Origin of the sequence: Sphingomonas abietis, assembly GCF_027625475.1 — a bacterium.
In the GTDB taxonomy this organism is placed as follows: Bacteria; Pseudomonadota; Alphaproteobacteria; order Sphingomonadales; family Sphingomonadaceae; genus Solisphingomonas; species Solisphingomonas abietis.
On sequence record NZ_CP115174.1, the window covers coordinates 3419204 to 3437500 of the forward strand.

Annotated in this window: 14 protein-coding genes and 2 rRNA genes (1 of these 16 running past the window's edge); 7 read left to right on the forward strand and 9 right to left on the reverse strand. The window is 65.9% G+C overall.

What is annotated here, in order from left to right; translation table 11 throughout:
- Positions 1–204 precede the first annotated feature (204 nt).
- The gene (locus tag PBT88_RS16155) at positions 205–1458 is read left to right on the forward strand and encodes an acyl-CoA dehydrogenase family protein (protein WP_270076338.1); all 1254 of its coding nucleotides are present in this window, start codon (positions 205–207) and stop codon (positions 1456–1458) included.
- Positions 1459–2165: 707 nt separating this feature from the next.
- Here the strand turns inward: PBT88_RS16155 and PBT88_RS16160 are convergent.
- Genes PBT88_RS16160 through PBT88_RS16170 form a run of 3 tightly spaced genes read right to left on the reverse strand, consistent with a single transcriptional unit; the run spans position 2166 to position 6532 of the window.
- Positions 2166–3302, reverse strand: a complete 1137-nt coding sequence (locus PBT88_RS16160) for an acyl-CoA dehydrogenase family protein (protein WP_270076339.1) — start codon at positions 3300–3302, stop codon at positions 2166–2168.
- Positions 3303–3305: 3 nt separating this feature from the next.
- Positions 3306–4490, reverse strand: coding sequence for an acyl-CoA dehydrogenase family protein (locus PBT88_RS16165; RefSeq protein WP_270076340.1), 1185 nt, complete (start codon positions 4488–4490; stop codon positions 3306–3308).
- On the reverse strand, positions 4487–6532 hold the full coding sequence (locus PBT88_RS16170) for a 3-hydroxyacyl-CoA dehydrogenase NAD-binding domain-containing protein (RefSeq protein WP_270076341.1): 2046 nt from the start codon (positions 6530–6532) through the stop codon (positions 4487–4489). The genes PBT88_RS16165 and PBT88_RS16170 overlap by 4 nt, the downstream gene beginning before the upstream one ends.
- A 248-nt stretch (positions 6533–6780) precedes the next feature.
- On the opposite strand from PBT88_RS16170, the gene PBT88_RS16175 reads away from it, so the two are divergent.
- Both PBT88_RS16175 and PBT88_RS16180 read left to right on the forward strand, forming a co-directional pair.
- Entirely contained in the window at positions 6781–8553 is a 1773-nt protein-coding gene (locus PBT88_RS16175) for a class I adenylate-forming enzyme family protein (RefSeq protein WP_270076342.1), read from the forward strand.
- A gap of 73 nt (positions 8554–8626) precedes the next feature.
- The gene (locus PBT88_RS16180) at positions 8627–9475 is read left to right on the forward strand and encodes an alpha/beta fold hydrolase (RefSeq protein ID WP_407696567.1); all 849 of its coding nucleotides are present in this window, start codon (positions 8627–8629) and stop codon (positions 9473–9475) included.
- Between the two features lie 190 nt (positions 9476–9665).
- Here PBT88_RS16180 and PBT88_RS16185 read toward each other — a convergent pair whose 3' ends face one another.
- Genes PBT88_RS16185 through PBT88_RS16200 form a run of 4 tightly spaced genes read right to left on the reverse strand, consistent with a single transcriptional unit; the run spans position 9666 to position 13136 of the window.
- Positions 9666–10454, reverse strand: coding sequence for an acyl-CoA thioesterase (locus PBT88_RS16185; RefSeq protein ID WP_270076344.1), 789 nt, complete (start codon positions 10452–10454; stop codon positions 9666–9668).
- Complete coding sequence (locus PBT88_RS16190) at positions 10448–11266, reverse strand: SDR family NAD(P)-dependent oxidoreductase (RefSeq protein WP_270076345.1); 819 nt, start codon at positions 11264–11266, stop codon at positions 10448–10450. The genes PBT88_RS16185 and PBT88_RS16190 overlap by 7 nt, the downstream gene beginning before the upstream one ends.
- A complete protein-coding gene (locus PBT88_RS16195) occupies positions 11263–12042 on the reverse strand; it encodes an SDR family oxidoreductase (RefSeq protein ID WP_270076346.1) in 780 nt (259 codons plus the stop codon). The genes PBT88_RS16190 and PBT88_RS16195 overlap by 4 nt, the downstream gene beginning before the upstream one ends.
- Before the next feature lie 35 nt (positions 12043–12077).
- A complete protein-coding gene (locus tag PBT88_RS16200) occupies positions 12078–13136 on the reverse strand; it encodes a phosphotransferase family protein (protein WP_407696568.1) in 1059 nt (352 codons plus the stop codon).
- A gap of 188 nt (positions 13137–13324) precedes the next feature.
- On the opposite strand from PBT88_RS16200, the gene PBT88_RS16205 reads away from it, so the two are divergent.
- The 4 genes from PBT88_RS16205 (at position 13325) to PBT88_RS16220 (ending at position 17312) form a co-directional block, all read left to right on the forward strand.
- Positions 13325–14566 (forward strand): TetR/AcrR family transcriptional regulator, encoded by a 1242-nt coding sequence (locus PBT88_RS16205; RefSeq protein ID WP_270076348.1) that lies wholly within the window; start codon positions 13325–13327, stop codon positions 14564–14566.
- 96 nt (positions 14567–14662) lie between these two features.
- Positions 14663–15115: a MaoC family dehydratase gene (locus PBT88_RS16210; protein ID WP_270076349.1), complete on the forward strand. Its 453-nt coding sequence runs from the start codon at positions 14663–14665 to the stop codon at positions 15113–15115.
- Positions 15116–15144: 29 nt separating this feature from the next.
- Positions 15145–16317: an acetyl-CoA C-acyltransferase gene (locus PBT88_RS16215; protein ID WP_270076350.1), complete on the forward strand. Its 1173-nt coding sequence runs from the start codon at positions 15145–15147 to the stop codon at positions 16315–16317.
- Positions 16317–17312 (forward strand): NADPH:quinone oxidoreductase family protein, encoded by a 996-nt coding sequence (locus tag PBT88_RS16220; RefSeq protein ID WP_270076351.1) that lies wholly within the window; start codon positions 16317–16319, stop codon positions 17310–17312. Before PBT88_RS16215 ends, PBT88_RS16220 begins: the two co-directional genes overlap by 1 nt.
- Positions 17313–17434: 122 nt before the next feature.
- Here PBT88_RS16220 and rrf read toward each other — a convergent pair.
- Positions 17435–17549: ribosomal RNA gene (gene rrf / locus PBT88_RS16225) — 5S ribosomal RNA — on the reverse strand.
- Between the two features lie 109 nt (positions 17550–17658).
- Positions 17659–18297 (reverse strand): 23S ribosomal RNA (locus PBT88_RS16230); it runs 2185 nt beyond the window's last position.

Here is an 18297-nt window from a genome sequence, read left to right on the forward strand (position 1 = left end):
CCGTTCCACGCCGGCAGGCCCCGACCGGATGCTGACCGATCTGCCATTATTATGCAAGATACGGTATGCCGCGATTTTCGCGACCATACTATTACAACACCCTATTTTTGGCGAAAAATATCTCAACGGTGGACGCACATCGCGAAAATGGAATATGAGGTACGCCAACAGGGCAAGCCTGAGTCAGAACCGGGAGAGACGAGCTTGGATTTCACGCTGTCAGACCGCGAAGTGCATTTTCGCGATGCCGTGCGCCACTTCATCGATACGCACATCCGCCCCCGCCAGGCGGATCATGATGCGCAGGAACATGAGGGCGATCGCTGGAAACCGATCCCGGTGATCGAGGAGCTCAAGCCGCTCGCCAAGACGGCGGGGCTCTGGAACCTGTTCATGCCGCCCCAATCCGGCCAGCCACCGGTCGATGACAGCTTCGCGTTCGAGGGCACCCAGCTGTCCAACCTCGAATATGCGCTCTGCGCCGAGGAGATGGGCAAGGTCGGCTGGGCCTCCGAGGTGTTCAACTGCTCGGCGCCCGACACCGGCAACATGGAGGTGCTGCTTCGCTACGGCACGCGCGCGCAGAAGGATCGCTGGCTGAAGCCGCTGATGGATGGCGCAATTCGCTCCGCCTTTTTGATGACCGAGCCCGACGTCGCCTCGTCGGACGCCACCAACATCCAGAGCTCGATCATCCGCGACGGCGAGGATTATGTGATCAACGGCCGCAAATGGTGGTCGTCCGGCACCGGCGATCCGCGCTGCCAGGTGGCGATCGTGATGGGCAAGTCCGATCCCGAAGGCGGCCGCCACGCCAGCCAGAGCATGATCCTGGTGCCGCTCGACACCCCCGGCGTCAAGATCGAGCGGATGCTCAGCGTCTATGGCTATGATCATGCCCCGCACGGCCATGGCGAGGTGTCGCTCACCAATGTCCGCGTGCCGGTGGAGAATATGCTGCTTGGCGAAGGCCGCGGCTTCGAGATCGCGCAGGGCCGGCTCGGGCCGGGCCGCATCCACCATTGCATGCGGACGATCGGCGTCGCCGAAACCGCGATCGAGGCGATGGCGAAGCGACTGACCAGCCGGGCCGCCTTCGGCAAGCGCATCGCCGAGCATAGCGTGTGGGAGGAGCGTGTCGCGCGGGCCCGCATCGACATCGAGATGAGCCGCCTACTCTGCCTCAAGGCCGCCGACATGATGGACCGCGCCGGCAACAAGTCGGCCAAGCTCGAGATCGCGATGATCAAGGTGCAGGCGCCGCAGATGGCGCTCAAGATCTTGGACGATGCGATCCAGGCGCATGGCGGCGGTGGCGTGTCGGGCGATTACGAGCTGGCGCACCAATGGGCGGCGCTGCGCACGCTGCGCTTCGCCGATGGCCCCGACGAGGTCCACGCCCGTGCCATCGCCCGCGAGGAATTCGGCAAGCATGGGGAATGGAGAAAGGCGCGGTAGATGCCATAGAACCGCGCAATTGACGGAATCGCCATGACCAATCGCCTATTGGGCGATACTTGCAGCAGCGCGCTTGCAGGAGTATTGCTATTCAATATTGATTGAGAAATGGGGAATAGGCTTGTTCAAGCAAAAACCCGCGTGGACCACCGTTATGGCTGTCATGATATCCATTACAGCCCAAACGGCAGCATCCGCATTCAACTGGACGGTCTCGTCTGAAATCGATACCATATCAAATCACGAAACTTTTACCGCATCGACAACCACCCCGACAAAATCGGCGAGGCTAGAATATTATTGCGGCGGCCAATCCAATGAGAAACCCATTTTTCTCGTAGAATTTTCGATGCCGATCATAAAAGATCATAAACATTCATCCGTCGTAAAACCTATATCATTTTCATTTGATAACAGAAATTCGGTTATTGATCACTGGTCCTACAATGACAGGATCGCGTTTGCCAGAAATTCAAAACAAATTTCTTGGATTACTAAAAATCTTTCCACGTCGAGCCACCTCGAGATATCGATTTATCGCGCCTTTGGAGACACAACTTCCCTTAATTTCAATGTTGACGGATTCTTGCCCGCAATGGAAAATGTCGATAAAAAATGTCATTATTCATATGAACATTTCCAATCCATTAATTAATCAATAAATCGATGGACAAGTATAGCATAGTGTATTCCTCGCCATTAGACCTTCAGTATCCCGCCAGCCGCGCCAGTCGGTCGGCGTGGAAATCGGCATCGCCGAACAGTTCGGCGAGCACGCGGTGGCGCTTCATGTAGAGGCCGATGTCATAGTCGTCGGTCATGCCGATGCCGCCATGCATCTGCACCCCCTCCTGCACCGCGAGCTGCGCGGCGAGCCCAGCCATCGCCTTGGCGACCATCACCGCACGCTCGGCGCCTTCGTCCTCCGCATCGAGCAATTGCTGCGCCTTCAGCGTTGCAGCACGGGCGACTTCGAGTTCCGCATAGAGATGCGCGGCGCGGTGCTGGAGCACCTGAAAACTGCCGATCGCGACGCCGAACTGCTTGCGCTCCTTGAGATAACCGATGGTCATTGCCATCGCGCCTGCAGCGACGCCGAGCAGCTCGGAGGCCGCCCCTGTCCGCACCATGTCGAGCGTGCGCGCCAGCGTCGCCCAGCCGGTGCCGACCTCGCCGATCACCGCATCGGCATCGACGGTCACGCCCTCGAAGGCGATGCGCGAGGCGAGACTGGCATCGGCCAGCCGCTCGGGCGTGGCGTGCAGCCCCTCTGCCCCGCGCTCGACCGCGAACAGGGTGATCCCCTCCTCCTCGCCGGGTTCGCCGCCGCTCCGCGCCGCGACGATCAGCAGGTCCGCGACATGGCCATGCTGCACGAAGCTCTTGGTGCCGCTGAGCCGGAAGCCATTGCCCGCCCGCTCGGCGCGGAGCGCGGTGCGCGCCGGCCGGTGATGCGGCCCCTCGTCGATCGCCAGCGCGGCGACCGCCTCGCCCGATGCGATACGCGGCAGCCATGTCCCGCGCTGCGTGGCGCTGCCGCCCCGGAGCGCGGTGACGGCGCCGACCGAGGTGGCGAGGAAGGGCGACGGCGTCAGGTTGCGCCCCATCTCCTCCAGCACGATCCCGGCCTCGACCGCGCCGAGGCCGAGGCCGCCCTCCGCCTCATCGACCAGCATCCCGCAAAAGCCCATCTCGGCGAATTGCCGCCACAGGCCTGGCGCGAAGCCGGTGGCATCCTTCGCGTCGCGCAAGCCGCGCAAATGCGCGACCGGCGCCTGTTCGACCATGAACGGCCGCGCGCTATCGAGCAGCATCGCCTGCTCGTCGGTGTGGAACAACGGCATGGATCAGGCCCCCGGAAGCTGAAGGATGCGCTTGGCGACGATGTTGAGCTGGATTTCCGACGTGCCGCCCTCGATCGAATTGGCCTTGGTCCGCAGCCACGCGCGCGCCGTCGCCCCGCCACGCGACCGCTCGCTCTCCCATTCCAGCGCATCCGATCCGCCCGCCGCCATCGCCAGCTCGAAGCGCTGCTTGTTGAGCTCGGTGCCGACATATTTCATCATCGAGGGCTGGGCGGGATGCACGCGCCGCGCCTTGAGTTCATCCATGAACTTCTCGGACATCGCGCGGAACGCCGCCGCCCGCACCTCGAACAGCGCGATCCGGCCGCGCAGCACCGGCGCATCCACGCGCCCGTCCGCCTCCGTCCCGAAGGCTTCGACCGCCACCGCGCCGAGCGACACTTCGCCGCCGCCCAGCCCCATGCCCGAGATCATCTCGCGCTCATGACCGAGCAGATATTTGGCGACGTCCCAGCCTTTGTTCAGTTCGCCGACGAGGTTGCGCTTGGGCACCGACACATCGTCGAAGAAGGTCTCGCAGAAGGGCGAATAGCCCGAGATCAGCAGGATCGGCCGGGTCGAGACGCCGGGCGTTTCCATGTCGAACAGGACGAAGCTGATGCCTCCATGCTTGTCCGACGGATCGGTGCGGACGAGGCAGAATATCCAGTCGGCCTGATCGGCATAGCTGGTCCACACCTTCTGACCGTTGACCAGGAAATGGTCGCCGCGATCCTCGGCACGGGTCGCGAGGCTGGCGAGATCGGAGCCGGCATTGGGCTCCGAATAGCCCTGGCACCAGCGGATCTCGCCACGCGCGATCGGCGGCAGATGTTCCAACTTCTGCGCCTCGCTGCCATATTTCAGCAGCGCCGGCCCGAGCATCGAGATGCCGAACGAGTTCAGCGGCGGCCGGCACCCCAGCCGCGCCATCTCCTCGCGCAACACCTTGGCCTCGGCTGCAGACAGTCCGCCACCGCCATAGGCCCTCGGCCAATCGGGCACCGTCCAGCCCTTCGCCCCCATGCGATCGAGCCACAGCTTCTGCGCCGCGCTGGAGAACTCGAAATGCCGCCCGCCCCAGCAGACATCCGCCTCCGATCGGAAGGGCCTGCGCATCTCGGCCGGGCAATTCGCTTCCAGCCAGTCCCGCGTCTCGGCGCGGAAGGTGTCGAGATCCTCGCTCATGCGGTCAGCTTTCCGCCGCCCGCAGCTTTATCCGCCAACAGCTTGGAAAGGCGGAAGCCCTCCATTTTCGGCGCGTGCTTCTCCAGCCCCGCCACCACCACATCCAGCCCGATCGTGTCGGCCCAGAACATCGGGCCGCCGGTCCAGGCCGGCCAGCCATAGCCGTTGAGCCAGACGATATCGATGTCCGACGCGCGCTGCGCCTTGCCCTCCTCGAGGATCAGCGCGCCCTCGTTGACCATCGGATAGAGCAGCCGTTCGAGGATTTCCTGCCGGTCGATGCGGCGCTGCGCGATGCCCTTCCGCGCGGCAAAATCGCGGATCATCTGTTCGACCTTGGCGGACGGCGTGCGATTTCGCTTCTCGTCATAATCATAGAAGCCATGGCCGTTCTTCTGGCCGCGCAAGCCCGCTTCGCACAGCATGTCCTGCACCTTCTCGGCGGGATGCGAATTGTTCGGATCCCAGCCGATATCGAGCCCGGCGAGATCGGACATCTGGAACGGCCCCATCGGGAAGCCGAAATCGAGCAGCACCTGATCGATATCCTCGACCCTGGCGCCTTCGAGCAGCAGCGCATTGCCCTGCTGCTGGCGCGGTGCCAGCATCCGGTTGCCGATGAAGCCGTGGCAGACGCACGCCACCACCGCGACCTTCCTGATCTTCTTGGAAAGCGCCATCGCCGTCGCCAGCACCGAGGGGCTGGTCTTGGCGCCGCGCACGATCTCCAGCAGCCGCATCACATTGGCCGGCGAGAAGAAGTGCAGGCCGATCACATGATCCGGCCGCTGGGTCACGGCGGCGATTTCATCGATATCGAGATAGGAGGTGTTGGAGGCGAGGATCGCCCCCTGCTTCACCACGCCGTCGAGCCTGGCGAACACCTCCTTCTTGATCGCCATCAGCTCGAACACCGCCTCGATCACCAGATCGCAATCGGCGAGATCGTCGAAGGCGAGCGTCGGCGTCAGCAGCGCCATTGCCGTCTCGACCTGCTCGGCCGTCATCCGGCCCTTCTTCGCGGTCGCCTCGTAATTCTTGCGGATCAGCGCGACGCCGCGATCGAGCGGCGCCTGCTCGCGTTCCAGCAACGTGACCGGGATGCCGGCCGACAGGAAGTTCATCGCGATGCCGCCGCCCATCGTGCCGGCGCCGAGGATGCCGACCTTCGCGATCGGGATCAACGGCGTGTCGGCGGTGACGCCGTCGATCTTGGAGGCGGCGCGCTCGGCGAAGAAGAGATGGCGCAGCGCCTTGGACTGGTCGCCGGTGACGAGCTTCATGAACAGCTCGCGCTCCTTCGCCATGCCCTGATCGAACGGCAGGGTGGTCGCCGCCTCGACCGCCTGGATGCAGGCCTCGGGCGCCTCGAACCCCTTCAGGCGCCGCGCATTCTGCTGGCGGAAATGATCGAACATGCCGGGTTCGGCCTTGGCCTCGCCCCGGCTGGCAACGGGATGCGCGCTCTTGCCGGCGACCTCCCGCGCATAAGCGATCGCATCGGCCTCCAGGCTGGCCTCACCGACGATGCGGTCGATCAGCCCGATCGCCTCGGCCTTCCTGGCGGGGATCGGATCGCCCGACACGATCATCGGCAGCGCCGCCTCGACGCCGACGACGCGCGGCAGCCGCTGGGTGCCGCCGGCGCCGGGCAGGATACCGAGCTTCACCTCGGGCAGGCCGAGCTTCGCCGATGGCACCGCGACGCGATAATGGCAGGCCAGCGCCACCTCCAGCCCACCGCCCAGCGCGGTGCCGTGGATCGCCGCGATCACGGGCTTGGTGGATGCCTCGATGAGATCGACCACCTCGGGCAGCCCCGGCCCCTGCATCGACTTGCCGAATTCGGTGATGTCGGCGCCTGCGAAGAAGGTGCGCCCGGCGCCGATGATGACCACCGCCTTCACCGCCGGATCAGCCGCCGCCTCGGCGATCGCAGCGGCCAGCCCCTGCCGGACGGCCACTCCCAATGCGTTTACGGGCGGATTGTCGGACGTGACGACGAGGACGTCGCCGTCCTTGCGGGTGGTGATCGCGGTCAAAGGGACTCTCCTCGCAACGGGGTTATCGGGGAATTTCGTGAGTCGCTCGACGAGCCGGCGGAGCCCAAGTCGCGGAAGCCCGCGCTTGGCAGGCACTTGGCCATTCCCACTCCATACCTCTCTTTCGATACGCGGTCTCGATGGCGCCGCGTTCGGATCGGTTCTTACCGCTTGTGCCGATCGTTTATCAAGAATATGCCTTCAAAAAAATGAGCGTGCGGACAAACCGCGTTTAGGATTGGAGCAACATGGCGACCGAGCAGACCTCGATCCCGGACCCTCTCACGCATCTGCCCGATGGCTGGCCGAAAGCCTCGCTGGGCGCGATCGAGGCGATGCTGTGCGCGCCCGGCCAGCCCTTCGAGATGCAGGCCGAGACGATCCGCGGCGTGCCGACGCGGACCTGGAAGAACCAGCCGCCGTCGCTGCCCGCGCTCGCTCGCATGGCCCGCGCCGCGCATGGCGACCGGACCTTCATCGTCTATGAGGAGGAGCGGATCAGCTACGAGGCCTGGTTCCGCGCCACTGCCGCGCTCGCTGCCGAGCTGAGCGAACTGGGCGTGCGCCGTGGCGATCGGGTCGCGCTGGCGATGCGCAACCTGCCGGAATGGCCGGTGATCTTCTTCGCCGCCGCGAGCCTCGGCGCGATCGTGGTGCCGCTCAATGCCTGGTGGACCGGGGCGGAGCTGACCTATGGCCTCGCCCACTCCGAAACCAGCCTGCTCGTCTGCGATGCCGAACGCTGGGAGCGGATCCAGCCCCATCTTTCCGAGCTGCCGCTGCTCGGTCCCGTGATCGTGTCGCGAGCGAAGGGCGAACTGGCCTCCCCCGCCATCGCGCTGGAATCGCTGATCGGCGCGCCACCGGGCTATGCGGCGTTGCCCGATGCCGATCTGCCGGAGATCGCCATCGCGCCCGACGACGACGCCACCATCTTCTACACCAGCGGCACCACCGGGCTGCCCAAGGGCGCGATCGGCACCCACCGCAACATCCTGACCTGCGTGATGGCGTCGGCCTATGCGGCGCTCCGGAGCGTGATGCGCCGAGGCGAGGCGCCGGCCCTGCCCGAGCCCAAGACGATCCTCACCGTCATCCCGATGTTCCACGTCACCGCCTGCAACTCGACCCTGATGGGCACGCTCGCCGCCGGCCACACATTGGTCTTCATGCGGCGTTGGGATGCCGGGCAGGCGCTCGGCCTGATCGAGCGCGAGCGGGTGAACATCACCGGCGGGGTGCCGACGATCGCCTGGCAGCTGCTCGAGCATCCCGATCGCGCACGGCATGATCTGAGCTCGCTGGAGACGATCGCTTATGGAGGGGCGCCGTCCGCGCCCGATCTGGTGCGTCGCATCCAGCGCGATCTCGGCGCCGCGCCCAGCAATGGCTGGGGGATGACCGAAACCTCGGCCACCGTCACCCTGCATGTCGCCGAGGATTATCTGCACCGCCCGGAAAGCTGCGGCCCGGCGCTGCCCGTCTCCACCCTCAAGATCATGAACGAGGACGGCACCCGCGAACTGCCGATCGGCGAAGTCGGCGAATTATGGGCGGCAGGCCCGCAGATCGTAAAGGGCTATTGGCGCGACCCGGAGGCCACCGCGCGCACCTTCATCGATGGCTGGGTCCGCACCGGCGACATGGCGCGGCTCGACGCGGAGGGCTTCTGCTTCATCGTCGATCGCGCCAAGGACGTGGTGATCCGCGGCGGCGAGAATATCTACTCCACCGAGGTGGAGAATGCGCTCTACGCGCACCCCGCCGTCACCGATGCGGCGGTAATCGGCCTGCCCCATCGCACGCTGGGCGAGGAGCTGGCCGCGGTGGTGCATCTCGCGCGCGGCACCTCGGCCACCGAGGCCGAGCTTCAGGACTGGGTCCGCGCGCGCCTCGCCGGGTTCAAGGTGCCCGCCTACATCCGGTTCCATCCCGAAACGCTGCCGCGCAACGCCAATGGCAAGATCATGAAGAAGGAACTGGCGCCGCTGTTCGAGCGCGAACGCGAAGCGGCCGGATAGGGGGCGGGCGGTGGATCATTTCGATCTGGTGCGGATAAAGCTCTCCACCGGGGTGGAGCTGGACGTCGCGACGATGGGCGATCCCACCCATCCCGCGATGATCTTCCTGCATGGCTTTCCCGAATCCCATCGCACGTGGCGCCACCAGCTTCCCGCATTCGCCCGCGATCATTTCGTGATCGCCCCCGATCAGCGCGGCTTCGCTCGATCCTCGAAGCCCGGATCGGTCGGCGATTATGCGCCGCAGCACATCGTCGCCGACCTGATCGCGCTGGCCGATCATTTCGGGATCGCGCGCTTCACGCTGGTCGGCCATGATTGGGGCGGCGCGGTCGCGTGGCTGGCGGCGCTGCGCGAGGCGGATCGGATCGAGCGCCTCGTCATCATCAACGCGCCGCATCCGCTGCTCTTCCAGCGCTCGCTGTTCGACGACGGGGCGCAGCGCGCCGCCAGCCAATATATCACCGCCTTCCGCAATCCGCAGTTCGAGGATCATGTCGAGCGGATCGGACTCGGTGCCTTCTTCGACGCCAGCTTCCGTCCCCATGCCGATCTCGATGCGATGGCAGCGGAGAAATCGGTCTATCTCGATCAATGGTCCCGGCCGGGGGCGCTGACCGCGATGCTCAACTGGTATCGGGCGAGCGCGGTGATCGTCCCGGCGATGGACGAGGTGCCGCCTCGGCCCGCCTTTCTGGATGCGCCCTTCCCCCCGCTCACCATGCCCACGCTGGTGATCTGGGCGATGCAGGACGGCGCGCTGCTGCCCGTCCAGATCGACGGGCTGGACGCCTATGTCCCCCACCTCACCCTCACCAGGATCGAGGCCGGCCATTTCGCGCCGTGGCAGGCGCCGGCCGCCGTCAACGCCGCGATCCGCGCCTGGCTGGCTGACGGGATGGCCGACGGGATGGCCGGCTAGGGTGATCGACATTCATCGGATCAGGCTATGATCCATTCCTGAAGCTATCGTCATCCTGAACTTGTTTCAGGATCCCAGCGAAGCTTTGGCGCTGAGCGCCCGGAGGAAGCGGGATGCTGAAACAAGTTCAGCATGACGGTTTGAACGAAACGATCGCCTGATATTCAACCCATCCGAATGTCGATCGGCTTTAGAAGATCGCGACGCTCTGCATGCCCTGCGCGACGCAGACGCCAGCGCGGTTCCACATCGTCATATGCTGGCTGGAGAAGCCGCCCGCGAGATGATGCGCGGTCGAGCGGAGCAGCCACCAGCCATCGGTGGTGACCGGCAACGGGCTGAGCAGGTTGACCAGCCATGTGATGCTGCTGATCGGCCGGCGCTCGGTCATCAGCGGCATCGCACCGGGCGGCAGCACATCGGCCATCGCGATCAGCTCGGTAGCAGGCGCCAGCCCCTCCCGCTCGCGCAGCCGCACCCAGAGCAGCAATTCGGGCACGCCGCGTCGCTGCTCGGCGGAGGCATGGCGCCATTCGAAATTGGGCGCGAAGCCGGGGCCGCCGCTGCGGAAGGCATCCGCCGCCGTGTCGGGATCGACCACCGCCGGCATCGGATTGTCGTCATGATGGAGATCGGACTCGCGATCCGCCACGAACACGAAGCCGGCCTTCAGCCCGACGCCCTCCTCGCCCGACACCTCGGCATCGACGAAGCTGGCCGAGCGCCCGCGCCGGACCAGAGTCGCGCGGGCCGTCACGGCTCCGCCCAGCGGGCGCAGGAAGGTGACGGTGGCGGAGCGCAGCGGCGGCAGATCGTCGGCCAGCCCCTTCGCCGCCTCCAGCGCCAGCATCGTGCTCAGGCCGCCATAGGTCGTGCGCCCTTGAAGCCATTGCGCGGGAATGGTCGCCGAGAGCGTGCCGCCGTCACGCGTCGCGCCGGCCAGCAATGCCCCCAGGCTTACCTCGCCCACACTCACCATGTCGGCGCTCCCGGCTTGCGGTCCCCCGGCGCCTTGTTGGTGGGGTGCGAGGTCGAGAGGCCGCCATCCACCACCAGTGCATGACCGTTGACGTAGCTGGCCGCGGGCGACGCCAGGAACAGCGCGGCGGACGCGATCTCGTCCGGCTCGCCGCCGCGCAGCATCGGGTTCATCCGGCCGATGCGATCCGCCTTGCCGACGGCCCGCGCGCCGTCATAGGCGAAGCGGGTCATGCCGGTTTCGATCAGACCGGGGCAGATCGCGTTGACCCGCACGCCGGTGCCGGCCAGTTCCTGCGATGCGGTCTGCACGAGGTTGATGACGCCCGCCTTGGAGGCCGAATATTGCGCCGGCCCCGCGCCGGCCCGCAGGCCCGCGACCGAGGCGGTGCAGATGATCGCGCCGCCGCCGCGTTCTTTGATGGCCGGCGCGCCATGCTTCACCGCGAGGAACGGCCCGATCAGGTTGACCCGCAGCGTCTCCATCCAGACCGCCGGCGTCGCGTCGAAATAGCCGCCGACCATGCCGCCGGTGACGCCGGCATTGGCGAAGAAGATGTCGAGCCCGCCATATTCGGCGACGGCGCGCCCCACCAGCGCCACGACATCGGCCTCCTCGCCGGCGTCCGCGCGCACGGCCAGCGCGCGGCCGCCCTCTGCAATGATGGCGGCGACCGTCTCGTCCAGCGCATCGGCGAGATCGGCGGCGACCACGGCCGCCCCCTCCCGCGCGAACAGCAGCGCCGAGGCCCGGCCGATGCCCGATGCCGCGCCGGTGACGATCGCGACCTTGCCTTCGAGGACGTCGCTCATATCGTCGTCCCTCCGATCGTCACGCCGCCATCGACGACGATCGCCTGCCCGGTGACATAGGCCCCGGCATCGGATGCCAGGAACACGGCGGCGCCCGCGATGTCGCGCGGCTCGCCCAGCCGGCGCAGCGGCGTCGCCTGCTTCACCCGCGCCTCGGCCACCGGATTCTCCCACAGCGCGCGGGCGAAATCGGTGCGGATCAACCCCGGCGCGATCGCATTGATGCGGATACCATGCTCGCCGATCTCGGTCGCATAGTTGCGGACCAGCTGGAAATCGGCGGCCTTGGAGACATTATAGGCGCCGATCACCTGCGACCCCTGCAAGCCGCCGATCGAGGAGACGACGACGATCGCGCCCGCCCGCCGCTCGACCATCTCGGGCAGCACCAGCTGGATCAGCCAGTGGTTGGACAGCACATTATTGTCGAGGATCTTCCTGAACTGGTCGTCGGTGATCCCGTTCATCGATCCATAATAAGGATTGCTGGCAGCGTTGCAGACCAGCACGTCGATCCGCCCGAAGGCGGCGCGAGCGCCGGCGATCAGCGCCTCCAGATCGGGCTTGGACGAGATGCTGGCGGCGATCGCGATCGCGGTGCCGTCGCCATGCTGCGCGTTGATCGCGGCGACCACCTCGTCGCAGGCCGCCTGCTTGCGGCTGGAGATCACCACGCGCGCGCCCTGCGCCGCATATTCCTCGGCGATCGCCCGGCCGATGCCGCGCGACGATCCGGTGATGACGGCGACCTTGCCGGTCAGGTCGAATAACGACACGTCTCTCTCCTAGCTTGTTTTTATCAGGTATGATCTCAGCCCGTGGCGCCCGCCCGGCGCGCGAAATCCCAGGCCCGCGCGGCGAGCATCGGCACGCGCGATCCCGCCTCCTCGGCACGGGCGCTGGAGGCCGAACCCTCGATGAAGCGCTTCTTGATGCCCTGGACGATGCCCGCCAGCCGGAACAGGTTATAGGCGAAGTACCAGTTCAGGTCGGGCACCCCGGCCCGCCCCGTCTCGGCGCAATAGAGATCGACCGCCTGCTCGATCGTCGGGATGCCGAGCGCGGCGAGATCGAGCCCGCCGATCGTCGCCGGATGCTCGCCCGCCGGCATCGCCCAGTTCATCGCCAGATAGGCGAAATCGGCGAGCGGATCGCCGAGCGTCGACAATTCCCAATCGAGCACCGCCTTTACCGCGCCGGAATCGGGCGCAAAGATCATATTGTCGATGCGATAATCGCCATGGATGATCGACACCCGCTCCTGCCGGGGCAGCGTCTTCGGCAGCCACGCGATCAGCCTCTCGACGTCGGCGATGTCGTCGGTCTGCGCGGCGCGATACTGCTTGGTCCAGCGGGCGACCTGACGCTCGAAATAATTGCCCGGCGCGCCATAATCGCCGAGCCCGACCGCGGCCGGGTCGATCCGGTGCAACTTCGCCAGGGTGACGATCATCGACCGATAGACGGCATCGCGCTCGGCCGGGCTCTGCTCGGGCAACGGGCCATCCCAGAAGGTGCGGCCGTCGACCATCTCCATGATGTAGAAGGCGGCACCGACGACGTCCGGATCGTCGCACAGCGCATAGGGCCGCGCGACGGGAAACCCGATCGGGTGAAGCGCCGAGATCAGGCGATATTCCCGATCGACCGCGTGGGCGGACGGCAGCGTCGGCCCGAACGGCTTGCGGCGCATCACATAGCGTCCACTCGCCGCATCCAGCCGATAGGTCGGATTGGATTGGCCGCCGGGAAACTTCTCGATTCCGGCCAGATCCCGGAAACCGGGCACATGGCCGGCCAGCCATGCCTCCAGCCATGCCAGCTCGATTCCATCGACGATGCGCCGTGCATCGGGGCCGGTTGCGGTCATCCATTTCTCCCAGAGGCGGCGGGCCATCGCATTTTCTCTGCCCGTCGCTTGATACCGCCTATTTGATAAATCTCGGTGATGATATGTCAACTTGGATGAAATGGAGGATGTGATGCATACCCTGCTTTCAGATACTCGCCACACAAGGATCGGTGGCGCGGAACCGCGCGGCGCGGCATAACCGCACCATGACCACGCAATCCGCCGCGCATTCCACCACCTCCGCACCGAAACAGAGCCGCTTCGAACGCAAGCGCGAGCGCATCCTCGATGCCGCGATGGTTCTGATCAACGAGCGCGGCGTCAAGGGCATGACCTTCGCGGAACTGGCACAGACGGTGGAGCTCAACACCACCAGCATCACCTATTATTTCCGGCTCAAGGAGCATCTCGCCGCGGCCGTGTTCGAGCATACGCTGGAGCGGCTGGAGGCGATGGCGATCGAGGCCGGCGCCGAGCCCGATCCCCATGCGCGGGTCTCCAAATATCTCGAGCTGCATTTCGACATGCGCGCCCGCGTGCTGCGCGGCGAGGAGCGCGGCATCGCCACGCTGTCCGACATCCGCGCACTCGAAGACAGCGTGCGCGAGCCGCTGATGAAGCATTATCAGGCGATCTTCCGGCTGATCCGCGGCTTCTTCGGCGATGTCGGCGACAGCGATCGCAAGGCCCTGCTGACCGCCCGGGCGCACATGCTGATCGAAGTCACCTTCTGGCTGCCGGTGTGGATCAACGATTATTCGATCAGCGATTTCGCGCGGGTGCGGGCACGGCTGTTCGAATTGCTGGCCCATGGCATCGCGCCGGCAGGCTCGGGCTTTGCCCCGATGCCGATCCCGGCGCCGGAAGACGATATCGCCGATCCGCCCGAAACCGGATCGGGCGCCTTCCTGCGCGCGGCGACCCGGCTGATCAACGACCTCGGCTATCGCGGCGCCTCGGTCGATCGCATCGTGGCCGAACTCAACGTCACCAAGGGCAGCTTCTACCACCATCTCGACGCCAAGGACGATCTGGTGCTCGAATGCTTCCGCCATTCCTATCACCGGGTATCGCGCGCGCAGCGTGTCGCCGACGAGGCCGGCGGGACGCATTGGCAGCGCCTCTCCACCGCGATCGCGATGCTGCTCGATGTCCAGTTCGGCGGGACATGGCCGCTGCTGCGGACCACCGCGCTGCTCGCGCTGCCGGCCAATGTCCGCGCCGACGTGGTCGAGCGCTCGAACCGGATGGCAATGCGTTTCGCCGGCACCCTGGTCGACGGCATCAGCGAAGGGTCGATCCGGCCGATCGACCCGATGATCACCAGCCAGATCGTGATGGCCACGCTCAACGCCGCTTATGATCTGCGCCACTGGGCCGAACGCCTGCCGCGCGACCAGGCGGTATCGACATACGCCTCGACGCTCGCCACCGGATTGTTCGACTGACACCGGACCTCGCCATACCGGATTTTTGATTTCTATCTTGCAGCCGGCCCCGTGGCGCTTCTACAAGCGGCCACGGAGAGAGATAAGGCGCGCATGATGTCACATATTCTCGATCGGCTGACGGCCGATATCGGCCAGACCTGGCATTCGGATTGGCTGACCGTCGATCAGCCGATGATCGATGCCTTCGCCGCCGCGACCGGCGATCACCAGTTCATCCACATCGATCCGGTCGCCGCTGCCGCCACCCCGTTCGGCGGCACCGTGGCGCATGGCTTCCTGACGCTGTCGCTGCTCACCCGGCTGCTGGCGAGCGCGCCGCGCCCGCCGGTTCCGGGCATCCGGATGGGCGTCAACTATGGGGTCGACGGGGTCCGCTTCGTGGCGCCGGTCCGTTCCGGCAGCCGGGTGCGCGGCGCCTTCACCCTCACCGCGATCGAGGAAAAGCGGCCCGGCCAGTTCCAGCAGACGCTCGCCTGCGCGATCGAGATCGACGGCGGCGACAAGCCGGCGCTGGTCGCGACATGGCTCGGCCAGTTCTTCGTCTGAATATCCATACCGATCATCGGGAGAGACCCATGCGCGATGCCGTCATCGTTTCCACCGCCCGCACGCCGATCGGCCGTGCCTATCGCGGTGCGTTCAACAGCCTGCCCTCGCCCACACTCGCCGCCCACGCGATCCGCGCCGCCGTCGCGCGTGCGGAGATCGATCCGGCGGAGGTGGACGACTGCATCGTCGGCGCGGCGCTGCCGCAGGGCGTGCAGCATACCATCGGGCGGACGGCGGCGCTGCGCGCGGGGCTGCCGACCAGCGTGGCGGGGATGACCATCGACCGGCAATGCTCGTCCGGCCTGATGGCGATTGCCACCGCCGCCAAGCAGGTGATCGTCGATCGCATGGACGTGGTGGTCGCCGGTGGCGTCGAGTCGATCTCGCTGGTGCAGACGCCGCAGATGCGAGTCGGCCCCGATCCCGAATTGCTGGCGATGGTGCCGGACATCTACATGCCGATGCTCCAGACTGCCGAGATCGTGGCGAAGCGCTACGGCATCAGCCGCGAGCGGCAGGACGCCTATGGGCTGCGCTCGCAGCAACGCACCGCCGAGGCGCAGGCCCATGGCCGCTTCGATGCCGAGATCATCCCCGTCACCGCGACGATGACCGTCACCGACAAGGCGACCGGCGCCACCTCGGCCAGGGAGGTCATGCTGGCCAAGGACGAAGGCAATCGCGCCGACACCACCGCCGAGGGCCTCGCGGGTCTCCGCACGGTGGTCGAAGGCGGCGTGATCACCGCGGGCAATGCCAGCCAGCTCTCGGACGGCGCCTCCGCCTGCGTGGTGATGGAGGCCGAGTTCGCCGCCAGCCGCGGCCTGGCCCCGCTCGGTCGCTACCTCGGCATGGCGGTGGCCGGCACCGATCCGGACGAGATGGGCATCGGCCCGGTCTTCGCGGTGCCCAAGCTGCTCCGGCGCTTCGGCCTCGGCATCGACGATATCGGGCTGTGGGAGTTGAACGAGGCGTTCGCGGTGCAGGTGCTCTATTGCCAGGATCGGCTCGGCATCCCCGACGATCGGCTGAACGTCGATGGCGGCGCGATCGCGATCGGCCATCCCTATGGCATGTCCGGCGCGCGCATGGTTGGCCACGCCCTGATCGAGGGCAAGAGGCGCGGCGTACAGCATGTCGTCGTCACCATGTGCATCGGCGGCGGCATGGGCGCCGCCGGCCTGTTCGAGGTGCTGTGATGAAGGCGCTGCTCTCGCGGGCGCCGGGCGGCCCCGATACGCTCGCAATGGGCGAGTTGCCCGATCGCGAACCGGGTGCCGGCGAACTCCGCGTCCGGGTGCTCGCCTGCGGGATCAACTATCCCGATGTGCTGATCATCGAGGACCGATATCAGGTCAAGCCCCCCCGCCCCTTCGCACCGGGCAGCGAGATCGCCGGCGAGGTCGATGCGATCGGCGACGGCGTCGAGGGCTGGGCGATCGGCGACCGGCTGATCGCGGTGCTCGGCCATGGCGGCCTGGCCGAGCAGGTGATGGTCCCCGTGGCCCGCGCGGTGCGCCTGCCTGCCGGGCGCGATCCGATCGAGGGCGCCGCGCTGCTGATGACCTATGCGACCACCTATCATGCGCTGGTCGATCGCGGCCAGTTGCAGCCCGGCGAGACCTTGCTGGTGCTGGGCGCGGCCGGCGGCGTCGGTCTCGCCGCGATCGAGATCGGCAAGGCGCTGGGCGCGACCGTGGCCGCGGCGGTGTCGAGCGAGGCGAAGGCCGCCGCTGCCCAGGACGCCGGCGCCGACGCCACGCTCGTCTACGGCCACGCGCCGTTCGACAAGGAGGCCTCCAAGCAATTGGCCGACGCCTTCAAGCAGGCAGTCGGCAAAAGCGGCGCCGATGTCGTCTACGATCCGGTCGGCGGCGACTATGCCGAGCCCGCGCTGCGATCGATCGCCTGGGAGGGGCGGTATCTGGTGGTCGGCTTCCCCGCCGGCATCCCCAAATTGCCGCTCAACCTCACCCTGCTCAAATCCTGCGACGTGCGCGGCGTCTTCTGGGGCGCCTTCGCGATGCGCGAGCCGGCGCGGGATCGCGCCAATGTCGAGCGCCTGCTGGCCTGGTGGGCGGAGGGCAGGATCCAGCCCCGCATCGATCGCACCTATCCGCTGGCCGAAGGCGGCGCCGCGATCGCCAGGCTCGCCGCGCGCGAAGCGATCGGCAAGGTGATGGTGGTGATCTGATCGGGCGGGCGCACCGTGCCACCGACAGGACACGAAAAAGCCCCGCATCGGATCGATGCGGGGCTGTTGCGGTCCTGCATTGGTTGCAGGAATGGGTTTTTGTGAGTTACGCGGATGGGGAAGCCTGGCGGCGCCCTACTCTTCCATCGCTTGAGCGATAGTACCATTGGCGCAGTCCGGTTTCACGGCCGAGTTCGGGATGGGATCGGGTGGGTCACAGACGCTATGGCCACCAAGCTACCTGATCCGCGTAACCTATTGGGTAGAAATCGATGTTGGTTTTGTAACGGTTACGATGCTGATGATATCCTGTTCCGTTCAACCTTGAGGTTGGCGGTGTGGAACTCTCAAGCGCGAATAGAGCAATTAGTACCGGTTAGCTCCATGGGTTACCCCACTTCCACATCCGATCTATCAACGTGATGGTCTTTCACGGCTCTATGAAATCTTATCTCGAGGGAGGCTTCCCGCTTAGATGCTTTCAGCGGTTATCCCGTCCGTACATAGCTACCCTGCTGCGCGGCTGGCGCCACGACAGGTCCACCAGAGGTACGTTCAACCCGGTCCTCTCGTACTAGGGTCAACTCCTCTCAAATTTCGACGCCCACGGCAGATAGGGACCAAACTGTCTCGCGACGTTCTGAACCCAGCTCACGTACCACTTTAATTGGCGAACAGCCAAACCCTTGGGACCTGCTCCAGCCCCAGGATGTGATGAGCCGACATCGAGGTGCCAAACAACCCCGTCGATATGAGCTCTTGGGGGTTATCAGCCTGTTATCCCCGGCGTACCTTTTATCCGTTGAGCGATGGCCCTTCCACGAGGGACCACCGGATCACTATGACCGACTTTCGTCTCTGCTCGACTTGTCAGTCTCGCAGTCAGGCTGGCTTATGCCATTGCACTCTAACAGCCGGTTTCCAACCGGCCTGAGCCAACCATCGCGCGCCTCCGTTACTCTTTAGGAGGCGACCGCCCCAGTCA